Raw genomic sequence first — 13,018 nt, 5'->3', positions numbered from 1 at the left:
GCTAAGCCCTGAACTGCCCCAGGCTCGCCTTCAACTGCGCCGCCAACCCATCCAGCACCTTGCCACTGGCCGTTGTTTCCACCACCGCCTGCGCAGCCCGCTCGGCCTGGGCATGGATTACCTCGACCCGCCCACGCACCGCATGGGCACCCTGAGCCTGATGCTCAGCGGCACGGGTTGCCAAGCCAATCGCCGCATGCACCTGCTCCACCGAGGCCTGCACCGTCTGCTGCAAACGCACGCTGTCGCGCAGGACCAGCAAACCTTCACTGGCCTGGCGCCCAGCCTTGCCGATGGTTTCCACCGCCTCCCGCGCGCCCTGTTGCAACGCCACGATATGCGCCTGGATATCGCCGGTGGAGCTTTGAGTCTTGCTTGCCAGCGCCCGCACTTCGTCCGCTACAACGGCAAAGCCTCGACCGGTTTCACCAGCACGCGCCGCCTCGATTGCGGCGTTGAGGGCGAGCAAGTTGGTTTGCTCGGCGATGCCGTGAATCACGGTCAACACCACCTCGATCTGCTGGCTTTGCTGGGCCAGGCGCTCGATGACCGTGGAGCCCGCTTGTACTTGGCCCGCCAGCGCCTCGATCAAACTGCCGACCTCAGCCGAGGTCCGTGAGTTCTCATCCGTGGCCTGGCGAATATCCACCACCTGCTGCAACGCCGCCTGCATCGCATGGCTCTCGGCCTGCGCCTCGTCGACCATCTGCGACAGTGCGCGCAAGCTCTCGGCCACCTCATCGCGCTGTAAACCAGCCGCAGCGTCAGCACCGGCATTGCGCAAGGTCATAGCGCCGATTTCCACGCCAGTACGCTGGGCCACATCCCCGGCCTCGCGCACGATGGGCTGCAACTTATCCACAAAGCGATTGACCGCCGAAGCCATGTCGCCGATTTCATCCTTGCTGCTGATTTGCACACGCTTGGTCAGGTCACCCTCGCCCGCCGCCAAGTCGTCCATGGCCGCGATCAGCAGCTTCAGGCGATTGACCACACGGCGGCCCAACACGATGGCGATCAGCAGCAACACGCCGAAACCGACCAGCGCCAGGCCCATCCCAATGCGCCAGCGCAAGGTGCCGGCAGCGTCCTGGACGGCGCTGGTGGTGTTCGCAGTCATTTGGGTGGCGGTGGCTTGCGCGGATTGCAGGCGCGCGCCCATGGCGGCAGCGCTATCGGCCGCTGCGCCCTTGAGGCTGTCGCCCACCAGCTGGTCACCGCTGGCGATCAGTGCGGCGAAGCGCTTATCCAGCGCGGCCAGATCAGCCTCCACTGCGGCCGTGGAAACCCCCATGCGCACCTTACCGATCTCCACGCCGTTGGGGCTGATGGACGCTTCAACATAGAACACTGAAGGGTCATCTTTCGCCGCATCCAACACTTTATCCAGGGCGCGGTCACCTTTGCCTTTTTCCAACAGCGCCTGGTTAATCGGGTTTTCACGGTTGAGGTAGCGGGTCAGATGCTCACCCGCCGCGTCGTCATAGACCACGAACAGCACGTTGGGATTGCGCTGGGCACGCCGGGCAAACTCCGACAGCGTCGGCACGTCAGTGTCCCACATGGCGCGGGGCGCCACCGAGGCCAGCAGCTGCGCCATGTCATTGGCGGAGTCTTTCAGGTCTTTTTCCAGGGTCGCACGCAGTTGCTTCTGCTCTTCCTGCAGGCGGGTTGAAAGCCCCGCTGTCAGACGCTGACGGGTACTCGTCGACAAGCTGTCCAGGCTGGACGTGACTTCTTGACCGGCCTGGGCCAATTCACCCGACAGTTTCTGACTGTCGATACCCAGGCGATTACCCAAATCCGCTTCCAACGCTGTGACGGTGCTTCGCGTCAGGGCGACGGCCACCAGCACTTGCACCAAAAGGGCGATACCTAGGGTAACGAACACCGGCCGCAACAGACGGCTTTGTAACAATGAGAGAACGGCAGACATCGGGAATCCCTCCACCACGGGTGCCATTAATTTGATAGCACCGCGAAAGAAAGAACCAAAGCAAGGGTCGTGCCGCCCAGGCGACAGAAACGGCAAAGGGCTCCCGAAGGAGCCCTTTGCTTTTTACATCAACAGCTTATTAAGCGAACGGGTGACGCAGAACGATGGTTTCGTTGCGGTCCGGACCTGTCGAAATAATGTCAATCGGCGCACCGATCAGCTCTTCGACACGTTTGATGTAGGCACGGGCGTTAGCCGGCAGCTCTTCCAGGGTCTTGGCGCCCACGGTCGATTCGGTCCAGCCCGGCACTTCTTCGTACACAGGCTGCAGGCCGACGTAGCTGTCAGCGTCGGTCGGAGCAACATCATTACCGTTGGCGTCTTTGTAGCCGATGCAGATATTGATGGTTTCCAGGCCGTCGAGTACGTCCAGCTTGGTCAGGCAGATGCCCGAGATGCTGTTCACATCGATAGCGCGACGCAGGATAACGGCGTCGAACCAGCCACAACGACGAGCACGGCCGGTGGTCGCGCCGAATTCGTGACCTTGCTTGGCCAGGTGAGCGCCGACGTCGTCGAACAGCTCAGTCGGGAACGGACCCGAACCTACGCGAGTGGTGTAAGCCTTGGTGATGCCGAGGATGTAGTCCAGGAACATCGGGCCAACGCCGGAACCGGTGGCAACGCCACCCGCGGTGGTGTTGGAGCTGGTCACGTACGGATAGGTGCCGTGGTCGATGTCCAGCAGGGAACCTTGGGCGCCTTCGAACATGATGTCTTTGCCGGCACGACGCAGGTCGTGCAGCTCGGCAGTCACGTCCAGCATAAGTGGCTTGAGCAGCTCAGCGTATTCCTTGCACTCGGCCAGGGTCTTTTCGAACTCGATGGCTGGCTCTTTGTAGTAACCGACCAGCATGAAGTTGTGGTAATCCACCAGTTCACGCAGTTTGTCTTCAAAGCGCGGCATGTTGAGCAGGTCGCCGACACGCAGGCCACGACGTGCAACCTTGTCTTCGTAGGCTGGGCCGATGCCGCGACCGGTGGTACCGATCTTCAGCTCGCCACGGGCCTTTTCACGGGCCTGGTCCAGCGCAACGTGGAACGACAGGATCAGCGGGCAGGACGGGCTGATACGCAGGCGCTCGCGCACCGGTACGCCTTTCTCTTCCAGCTTGGTGATCTCACGCAGCAAAGCGTCAGGTGCAACCACCACGCCGTTGCCGATCAGGCACTGCACACCTTCGCGCAGCACGCCCGATGGGATCAGGTGCAAGACGGTTTTTTCGCCATCGATGACCAGGGTGTGGCCAGCGTTGTGGCCACCTTGGTAGCGCACTACGGCGGCAGCATGTTCGGTCAGCAGATCAACGATCTTGCCTTTGCCCTCATCACCCCATTGGGTGCCCAGGACTACGACATTCTTACCCATAACACTTGTCCTCATTCGCGCAAACTTGGTGCCGGCGATGGCCGGCAGGAAAACTCAAGAAGCCAGTGGCGATACTTGCCAAAGCCCGTTCTGCAGAATCAATTGCCGGTCGCAGTCCGCATCACGGGCGGCGGCCAATGGCTGCCCAGGCAAAGCCTGGACGACACGCTGACCCTCACTGCGCAACTGGCAAACCTGCTGCCAGAGTGCTGCGTCCGTACTGTCGGGCATCCAGATGCCACCAGACGGCAGCTCGACCTCGGCACGCCCCAGGGTCACCAGGGTTTTCAAATCGGTGGAGAAACCAGTGGCCGGACGCGCACGACCGAAGTCGGCGCCGATATCGTCATAACGACCACCCTGGGCGATGGCTTGGCCAACACCCGGTACAAATACAGCGAACACCACACCGGTGTGGTAGTGGTAGCCGCGCAACTCACCCAGGTCAAAGTACAGCGGCAGCTCCGGGAAGCGCGCCGACAACTGCTCGGCAATCGCCAGTACGTCGTCCAGTGCAGCCAGTACCGGCGCCGGCGCCTTGGCCAGGCGCTCACGGGCAGCCACCAGCACTTCACGGCCACCGCACAGGTCGACCAGTGCACGCAGCATGTCAGCCAGATCGGCAGGCACACCCGCCGTCAGGGCAATCACTTCATCGATGGCCTTGCGTTGCAGGGCATCGAACAGCTGTTGCTCTACTTCACCGGACAAACCGGCCGCACGGGCCAGCCCACGGTAGATACCGACGTGACCCAGGTCCATGTGGACATCCGGCACATCAGCCAGTTGCAGCATGGCCAGCATCAGGCTGATCACTTCAACGTCGCTGCTCGGGCTCGCATCGCCGTACAACTCGGCGCCCAACTGGATCGGGCTGCGGGACGACGACAACGCGCGCGGCTGAGCATGCAGCACGCTGCCGGCATAGCAAAGACGGCTCGGACCTTCGCGACGCAGGGTGTGCGCATCGATACGCGCCACTTGCGGCGTGATGTCGGCACGGAAACCCATTTGCCGGCCCGATTGCGGGTCGATGACCTTGAAGGTGCGCAGATCCAGGTCCTGGCCCGCGCCGGTCAGCAGGGATTCCAGGTACTCGATATGGGGGGTCACGACAAACTCGTAACCCCAGCTCTGGAACAGATCCAACACCTGGCGACGCGCTACTTCAATGCGCGCAGCTTCTGGTGGCAGTACTTCTTCGATGCCATCTGGCAGCAGCCAGCGGTCTACCGTTGCCATTACGCCATTCCCCTTTGATCCGGGCGGCCAGCCCTCGGCCGAGCCTTGAGTGAAGCAGAAAACACCCGCCCCCTGCATAAACCACGCGCAAGAGCGACGTGACGAACGGCCTGTAATCGGCCTCGTCGGGCACTTTCCTCGAAAAACCTGTCACGCCTGCCGAATCAAACATGCAGACGCAAAAAAGCCGGGAATTTCCCGGCTGCCGCATCATACACCCGTTTTCTGAAAGGATCACCCCGCCAGGCGTTTTAGCCGCCCGACGGGAGTGAAACCTACAGAATCACAGGCCGGTTACTTGGACTTTTCCAGGTAGCGGAAGAAGTCGCTGCTTGGGTCCAGCACCATGACGTCGGTTTTGTTCGCGAAGCTTTCACGGTAGGCACGCAGGCTACGGTAGAACGCGTAGAACTCCTGGTCCTGGCCGTAGGCCTTGGCGTAGATCGCCGCAGCTTGAGCATCACCGTCACCACGGGCCTCTTCAGACTCGCGATAAGCTTCGGCCAACAGTACACGGCGCTGACGGTCGGCATCCGCACGGATACCTTCTGCCAGCTCGTTACCCTTGGCGCGGTGCTCACGGGCTTCACGCTCACGCTCGGTGCTCATACGCTCGAACACGCTGCGATTCACTTCCTTCGGCAGATCGATGGCCTTGACCCGGACATCAACCACTTCGATGCCCAGCTCTTTTTCCGCCATCGTGTTCAGCGAACGGGTGATATCTGCCATCAGCGCGTCGCGCTCACCGGATACCACCTCATGCAGGGTGCGCTTACCAAACTGGTCACGCAGGCCCGATTCCAGACGGCGCGACAAACGCTCGTCGGCAATCTGCTTGAGGCCGGAGGTCGCGGTGTAGAAGCGCTCGGCATCCTTGACGCGCCACTTGGCGTAGGCGTCAACCATCACGGCTTTCTTTTCCAGGGTCAGGAAGCGCTGTGTCGGTGCATCCAGAGTCATCAGGCGGGCATCGAACTTGCGCACCTGGTTGACGTAGGGGACTTTCACATGCAGGCCCGGCTGAACATCTGCCTGGACCACGCGACCGAATTGCAGCAGCACCGCACGCTCGGTCTGAGCCACGATGTAGAAGCAGTTCCAGGCAGCGATGACCACGACGACGCCCACAATCAGGGCGGTCAGCGATTTATTGCTCATCAACGACTCTCCCTGGTACGTGTTTGCTGTTGCAGCAAGTCAGCGGCCGCACGGGCGCTCGCTTCATTGGCAGCGGCATTGGAACCGGTGGACGGCGCGCTGGTGCTGCTACGACCACCTTCGATCATCTTGTCCAGCGGCAGGTACAGCAGGTTGTTCTGCCCACCTTTGCTGCCGGTCACGAGAACCTTGCTGGTGTTGCTGAAGACTTCCTGCATGGTGTCCAGGTACAGACGTTCACGCGTGACTTCCGGCGCCTTGCGGTACTCGGCGACCAGCTTGGTAAAGCGATCTGCCTCACCCTTGGCGCGAGAGACCACTTCGTCGCGGTAACCGTTGGCATCCTCGAGGATACGCTGGGCCTGACCACGGGCTTCCGGCACGACACCGTTGGCATAGGTTTCAGCCTGGTTGCGCGAACGCTGCTCGTCTTCACGGGCACGGATCACGTCATCGAAGGCTTCCTGTACTTCGCGCGGTGCAGCGGCGCTCTGTACGTTCACCTGGGTGACGGTGATACCGGTGCGATAGGTATCGAGGAACCGTTGCAGGCGCTCCTTGATCTCGCTGGCCATCAATTCACGACCTTCGGTCAGCACCTGGTCCATCGCGGTCGAACCGACGACGTGGCGCAGGGCACTTTCGGTAGCGTGTTGCAGGCTGATTTCCGGCTGATCAACGTTCAGCACGAAGTCCTGCAGGTTGCTGATCTTGTACTGCACGGTCAGCGGCACTTCGACGATGTTCTCGTCTTCGGTCAGCATCTGGCCCTGCTTGGTGTAGGCACGCTCACGCGTGACGTTTTCCATGTACTTCTTGTCGATCGGCGGGAAGTAGATGTTCAGGCCCGGGCCGACAGTCTCGTAGTACTTGCCGAAGCGCAGCACCACGGCCTGCTCCTGCTCGTCCACCACGTAGACGGCGCTGTACAGCCAGACGGACGCCAGCACGACAAGACCCAGGCCCAGCAGGCCATAGCCGCCGCCCTTGCTTGTGCGACCGCCGTCGTCACCACCACGTTTTTTTCCACCACCGAACAACCCATTCAGGCTTTCCTGCAGCTTTCGGAAGGCCTCGTCGAGATCTGGTGGCCCCTTGCGGTCGCCATTATTGCGGCGTTTACCACCCCAAGGATCCTGATTATTCGAGTTGCCACCCGGCTCATTCCAAGCCATAGCGCTCTCCATCTGATAAAGCAAAGACGCACCCACGGCGCGCCGACCAATGCTACAGAATGCCTGCCACTGCGGCACAACCGCTTTAGGAGGCTTTTATTGCAAAGTGTGTTGTTCGATGAACTCTGTCGGTACAACGCCCTCACGGCTGACCAGCCGATTGAGCTCCGAGCGCGGCAATCGAACGGCCAGCAAGCTGACACCTTCTTCGTCGTGTTCTTCTTTCTGTACCGCGCCCAACTCGAAAAACTGTGCACGCAGTCGAGCAAAACGCTGGGGCAAGCGCAAGGTGCCAACGAACAAATCGCCGCCGAGCAACTCGGCAATGGCCTGTTCAAGCAACTCAAGCCCACTGCCATCACGCGCCGACAGCCAGACCCGCTGGGGCTTGCCGTTCTCATCGCGCTGGATTTGTGGCTCAACGCCTTCAAGCAAATCGAGTTTGTTATAGACCTCGAGGATCGGCAAGTCCTGGGCACCAATCTCGCCCAGCACCAGCATCACCTGTTCAATCTGCAACATGCGATCCGGTTCAGCCGCATCGATCACGTGCAACAGCAGGTCGGAATTGCTCGACTCTTCGAGCGTAGACCGAAATGCCTCGACCAGCTTGTGCGGCAAGTGACGAATGAAACCCACGGTGTCGGCCAGGACAATCGGCCCCAGGTCGTCCAGATCCAGACGGCGCAGGGTCGGGTCGAGGGTGGCGAACAGTTGGTCGGCCGCGTACACGTCCGATTTCGTCACATTATTGAAGAGTGTGGATTTGCCGGCGTTGGTATAGCCCACCAGGGACACGGTCGGGATATCCGCGCGGGTACGCCCACGGCGCGATTGCTCACGCTGGCTGCGTACTTTCTCGAGGCGACCCTTGATCTGGCGCAAGCGAACCCGCAACAGGCGTCGGTCGGTCTCGAGCTGGGTTTCACCCGGCCCGCGCATGCCGATGCCGCCACCTTGACGCTCAAGGTGAGTCCAGCCACGGACCAAGCGGGTGCTCATGTGGTCAAGCTGGGCCAGTTCAACCTGGAGCTTGCCCTCATGGGTACGGGCGCGTTGGGCGAAGATATCGAGAATCAGACCGGTACGGTCGATCACGCGACACTCGAAGACACGTTCGAGGTTACGTTCCTGACTGGGCGTGAGGACGTGATTGAAGATCACCAGATCGGCTTCTTCGGCGTGCACCAGGTCGCGCAGTTCCTCGACCTTGCCGCTGCCAATCAGGAATTTGGCGGTTGGCCGATGACGCGGCACGTTAAAAAACGCAACGGTCTCGGCGCCGGCCGAATTTGCCAACTCCTGAAACTCCTGCGGATCTTCGCGCGCCTCAGGGTCCTGTCCATCCAAGTGAACGAGGATTACCCGCTCACCACCACCGTGGCGCTCAAAGAACAAAGGAGACTCCTATCAGGCGTTACCTGGCTCAGCGTCAGCTGCTTCATCACCGGCAGCGCTAGGCAGACGGATTGGACGAACAGGGACGACTGTCGAGATAGCGTGCTTGTAGACCATCTGGCTGACGGTGTTTTTCAGCAGGATCACGAACTGGTCGAACGACTCGATCGTGCCTTGCAGCTTGATACCGTTGACCAGGTAGATGGAAACCCCCACTTTCTCTTTACGTAAAGTATTCAAGTAAGGGTCTTGTAGCGAATGCCCTTTTGACATGTGCCGCACTCCTTTAAGGATCAATAATAAAAAATCGGAAAATAGATAGCTTATGGCCGTCACACCCCCAAGGATAGACGGCAATTGCAAGGACTCAGCTCAATATGGAGACCGTTCCCAAGTATTTCAAGGCGCGTGACAGATTGTCGCTGTCCAGGCTGTCCAGCCAGTGCAAATCGCTCCAGCTGCGCAACCAGGTGAACTGGCGTTTCGCCAATTGGCGCGTGGCAATGATGCCGCGTTCCTGCATTTCGGCTGACGTCAGCTTGCCATCCAGATGATCCCAGACTTGGCGGTAGCCTACAGCACGTATCGAAGGTAACCCTGGATGCAGGTCACCTCTGGAACGCAGAGCTACGACCTCGTCCACAAACCCCTGTTCCAACATAATTGTGAATCTTTGTGCAATTCGATCATGCAGCACCTGGCGATTTGCCGGAGCGATGGCCAGATTCGCCACAGTATAGGGCAATTGTGACGCGCCAGATGCGCCTGCGTCAGCACTTTGCGCACTTTGTTTCAGCCGATGTTCAGTCATGGTCTGCCCGCTGACACGCCAGACTTCCAGGGCGCGAGTGAGGCGCTGGGGGTCATTGGGGTGAATGCGCGCGGCGGACACCGGGTCAACGGCGGCCAATTGGTCGTGCAAGGCTTGCCAGCCAAGGCGTGCAGCCTCTTCTTCAAGTTCAGCACGTACCTGGGCGTCGGCCGGCGGCATATCCGCTAGGCCTTCCTGCAAAGCCTTGTAATAGAGCATCGTACCGCCCACCAGCAGCGGAATATTGCCCCGTGCGGTGATGTCGGCCATGGCCGCCAGGGCGTCGGTGCGGAAATCTGCGGCCGAATAACTCTGCGACGGATCGATGATGTCGATCAGCTTATGCGGGTATTGGGCCAACAGCTCTTTGGAAGGCTTGGCGGTGCCGATGTCCATGTCCCGGTAAACCAGGGCAGAGTCGACACTGATCAGCTCGCACGGCAGCACTTTGGTCAGCTCGATGGCCAGGTCGGTCTTGCCGGCGGCCGTGGGGCCCATCAGAAAAATCGCGGGGGGCAAGGCACTCATCAACGGCCGCGCAAGAACAGTTTGTCCAGATCGTCCAGGCCCATCTGGGTCCAGGTCGGTCGGCCATGGTTGCATTGCCCGCTGCGTTCGGTGTTTTCCATGTCGCGCAGCAGGCCGTTCATTTCCGGCAGGGCCAGGCGGCGATTGGCACGGATGGCGCCGTGGCAGGCCATGGTGCCGAGCAACTCGTTGATGTGCGCCTGGATACGGTCACTGGTGCCGTATTCCATCAGGTCCGCCAGCACATCAGCGACCAGGCGGTTGGCCTCGGCCTGCTTGAGCAGCGCGGGAATCTGGCGGATGGCCAGGGTTTCCGGGCCCAGGCGCTGCAATTCAAAGCCCAGCTTCTGGAACACACCGTGGTGTTCCTCGGCACAATCGGCCTCACGCTGACTGACCGCCAGGGACTCCGGCACCAGCAGCGGCTGGCCGCTGAGGCCTTCGCTGGCCATGGCTATCTTGAGGCGTTCGTACATGATCCGCTCGTGGGCGGCGTGCATGTCCACCAGCACCAGGCCGTGGGCGTTTTCCGCCAGGATGTAGATACCCTTGAGCTGCGCCAACGCGTAGCCCAGCGGCGGAATATCCCCGCCGCCTTCCGGCAAGGCCACAGGCGCGCCCGTTTCGGCACCTGGCAACGGCGCGAAAAACTCGCGATAAGCCGCTTGGGCTTCAGCCACAGGTACTGCTGATTGCGGGCGCGGCGTGTATTGGTATTGATAACCCGAGCCGGCGCCAGCATTCGGCGCGGTATAGGCAGGTTGCGACTGCGGCGATTGCAGCAGGTTGGCCGCCAGGCTCATTTCGCCCTGGGGGCCGAACTCGCCGGCTTGCGGACCACTCGGACGGACCACGGCCGTCACAATCGGCGCAGACAACTGATCATCCGGGCGCACATCACCCAGGGTGCGGTGCAGAGTGCCGTACAGGAAATCATGCACCATGCGCCCATCACGGAAGCGCACTTCGTGCTTGGTCGGGTGCACGTTGACGTCCACCACCGACGGGTCGACCTCAAAGAACAACACAAATGTGGGGTGGCGCCCGTTGAACAGCACATCACGATAGGCCTGGCGCACTGCGTGGGCCACCAGCTTGTCGCGCACCGCACGGCCGTTCACAAAGAAGTACTGCAAGTCCGCCTGGCTGCGGGAGAAGGTCGGCAACCCGACCCAACCCCACAGGCGCAGGCCATTGCGCTCGATTTCAATCGGCAGCGCCTGCTCCAGGAAACCCGGCCCGCAAATCGCCGACACCCGGCGAGCGCGCGCGGCGTCATCGTGGGCTTCGTGCAAGCTGAGGATGGTCTTGCCGTTATGCCGCAGGTGGAACGCCACATCGAAGCGGGCCAAGGCCAGGCGCTTGATGACTTCCTGCAGGTGATCGAATTCGGTTTTCTCGGCCTTGAGGAATTTACGCCGCGCCGGGGTGTTGAAGAACAGGTCGCGCACTTCCACCGACGTACCGACGGGATGGGCTGCCGGCTGGACCCGAGGCGCCATGTCGCGACCTTCGGTTTCCACCTGCCAGGCCTGCTCGGCACTGCGGGTGCGGGACGTCAGGGTCAGGCGCGCCACAGAGCTGATGGACGCCAGCGCCTCACCGCGAAAGCCCAGGCTCATCACCCGCTCAAGGTCTTCCAGGTCGCGAATCTTGCTGGTGGCGTGACGGGCCAGGGCCAGCGGCAGGTCGTCGGACGAGATGCCGCTGCCATCGTCGCGCACGCGCAGCAGCTTGACGCCGCCCTGTTCCACGTCGACATCAATGCGCTTGGCGCCGGAGTCAATGCTGTTTTCCAGCAACTCCTTGATCACCGAGGCTGGGCGCTCCACCACCTCACCCGCCGCAATCTGGTTGGCAAGGCGCGGGCTCAACAGCTCGATGCGCGAGCCGTTATCCAGGATCGATTCGCTCATTACTGCGCCGCCAATTCAGTGCCGGGGATGGTCAACACCTGGCCGACTTTCAATTCATCGGTCTTCAGGTTGTTGGCGCTGCGCAAGGTCGCGGCCGACACCTGGAAACGCACAGCCAGCATAGCCAGGGTGTCGCCGGGCTGAACGCGGTGGTCACGTGGGCCCTGGGCGATTTTCCCCGAGTCACGCAGCCAGGCGATGTAGGTGCCCGGTGGCGGGTTCTGCTGGAAGAACTGGCGCACACCGGCGCTGATGGAGCGCGCCAGCGCTTGCTGGTGGCTGCCGGTCGCCAGTTTCGAGGCTTCGTTGGAGTTGGAGATAAAGCCGGTTTCCACCAGGATCGACGGGATGTCCGGCGATTTCAGCACCATGAAGCCCGCCTGTTCCACGCGCTGTTTGTGCAGCGGCGTGACGCGACCGATATTGCTCAGAACCTTCTGGCCGACGTTCAAGCTGGAGGTCAGCGAAGCCGTCATCGACAGGTCGAGCAGTACACCGGCGAGCATTTTGTCCTTGTCATCGAGGGACACGTTGCCGGCCCCGCCGATCAGGTCGGAACGGTTTTCGCTGTCGGCCAGCCAACGGGCAGTCTCGGAGGTAGCGCCGCGATCCGACAGGGCAAACACCGAGGCGCCAAAGGCAGCAGCCGAAGGCGCGGCGTCGGCGTGGATCGACACGAACAGGTCGGCGCCCTTCTTACGGGCGATTTCGGTACGGCCACGCAACGGAATGAAGTAGTCGCCGGTACGGGTCAGCTCGGCGCGGTAGCCTTTCATCGCGTTGATCTGGCGCTGCAGTTCACGGGCAATCGCCAGTACCACGTCTTTCTCATGCTGGCCGCGTGAGCCGGAGGCACCGGGGTCTTCGCCGCCGTGACCGGCGTCGATCACCACGATAATGTCACGTTTGCCAGCCGGAGCCGGTGGCGGCGGAGGCAGCTTGACCTGCGGTTGCGACGGGTTGACCGGCACCGCCGGGACCGTCGCGACGCTTGGAGGCGGTGCAGGTGGCGGGTTGGCATCGGCGGCATTGTCGAACAGGTCGACCACCAGGCGGTTGCCGTATTGGGCATTGGGCGCCAGGGAGAAACTTTTCGGGGTCACGACCTTTTTCAGGTCGATCACCACGCGCAGGTCGGTCGGCGTGCGTTGGGCCGAGCGCATGGCGGTAATCGGAGTGTTGGCGGTGGAGACTTTCAACGGTGCGGCCAGGGTGGCGCCATTGATGTCGATCACCAGGCGATCAGGCGCCGTCAGGGTAAAGACGCTGTGCTGGACTGGGCCAGACAGGTCGAACACCAGTCGCGTGTTATCCGGCGCTCGCCACAGGCGAACACTTTTCACCTGCGAAGCAGCCAGAGCATTGACAGTCATTGCCGCAAGCAACACCCCCACGACAGCAACCAACGCGCGAAAGCGCATA

The 13,018-nt window shown here is 61.4% G+C and carries 10 protein-coding genes; all 10 read right to left on the bottom strand.

Annotated features, from left to right (window positions below):
• Position 1: 1 nt before the first annotated feature.
• Entirely contained in the window at positions 2-1,936 is a 1,935-nt protein-coding gene (locus tag HX793_RS08340; RefSeq protein WP_177094658.1) for a methyl-accepting chemotaxis protein, read from the bottom strand.
• Positions 1,937-2,075: 139 nt separating this feature from the next.
• Positions 2,076-3,365 carry an adenylosuccinate synthase gene (locus HX793_RS08335; RefSeq protein WP_177051536.1) on the bottom strand — a complete coding sequence of 430 codons (1,290 nt, stop codon included), beginning with the start codon at positions 3,363-3,365 and terminating at the stop codon, positions 2,076-2,078.
• A gap of 54 nt (positions 3,366-3,419) precedes the next feature.
• Positions 3,420-4,607, bottom strand: coding sequence for an ATP phosphoribosyltransferase regulatory subunit (locus tag HX793_RS08330; protein ID WP_028615516.1), 1,188 nt, complete (start codon positions 4,605-4,607; stop codon positions 3,420-3,422).
• Positions 4,608-4,901: 294 nt separating this feature from the next.
• On the bottom strand, positions 4,902-5,768 hold the full coding sequence (gene hflC / locus HX793_RS08325; RefSeq protein WP_010213607.1) for a protease modulator HflC: 867 nt from the start codon (positions 5,766-5,768) through the stop codon (positions 4,902-4,904).
• On the bottom strand, positions 5,768-6,943 hold the full coding sequence (gene hflK, locus HX793_RS08320) for an FtsH protease activity modulator HflK (RefSeq protein ID WP_016976906.1): 1,176 nt from the start codon (positions 6,941-6,943) through the stop codon (positions 5,768-5,770). Before hflK ends, hflC begins: the two co-directional genes overlap by 1 nt.
• A gap of 96 nt (positions 6,944-7,039) precedes the next feature.
• The gene (hflX, locus tag HX793_RS08315; RefSeq protein ID WP_016976905.1) at positions 7,040-8,341 is read right to left on the bottom strand and encodes a ribosome rescue GTPase HflX; all 1,302 of its coding nucleotides are present in this window, start codon (positions 8,339-8,341) and stop codon (positions 7,040-7,042) included.
• A 12-nt stretch (positions 8,342-8,353) separates the two neighbouring features.
• Positions 8,354-8,614 carry an RNA chaperone Hfq gene (gene hfq, locus HX793_RS08310; protein ID WP_016976904.1) on the bottom strand — a complete coding sequence of 87 codons (261 nt, stop codon included), beginning with the start codon at positions 8,612-8,614 and terminating at the stop codon, positions 8,354-8,356.
• Positions 8,615-8,708: 94 nt separating this feature from the next.
• Complete coding sequence (gene miaA, locus HX793_RS08305; protein WP_095014472.1) at positions 8,709-9,680, bottom strand: tRNA (adenosine(37)-N6)-dimethylallyltransferase MiaA; 972 nt, start codon at positions 9,678-9,680, stop codon at positions 8,709-8,711.
• The gene (mutL, locus tag HX793_RS08300; RefSeq protein WP_177094657.1) at positions 9,680-11,596 is read right to left on the bottom strand and encodes a DNA mismatch repair endonuclease MutL; all 1,917 of its coding nucleotides are present in this window, start codon (positions 11,594-11,596) and stop codon (positions 9,680-9,682) included. The genes miaA and mutL overlap by 1 nt, the downstream gene beginning before the upstream one ends.
• Positions 11,596-13,017, bottom strand: a complete 1,422-nt coding sequence (locus HX793_RS08295; RefSeq protein WP_010213615.1) for an N-acetylmuramoyl-L-alanine amidase — start codon at positions 13,015-13,017, stop codon at positions 11,596-11,598. Before HX793_RS08295 ends, mutL begins: the two co-directional genes overlap by 1 nt.
• Between the last annotated feature and the right edge of the window lies 1 nt (position 13,018).

It is taken from the genome of Pseudomonas reactans, from assembly GCF_013387025.1.
Lineage (GTDB): Bacteria > Pseudomonadota > Gammaproteobacteria > Pseudomonadales > Pseudomonadaceae > Aquipseudomonas > Aquipseudomonas reactans.
The sequence above is the reverse complement of the archived record's forward strand: the minus strand, read 5'-3'. Positions and strand labels throughout refer to the sequence as shown.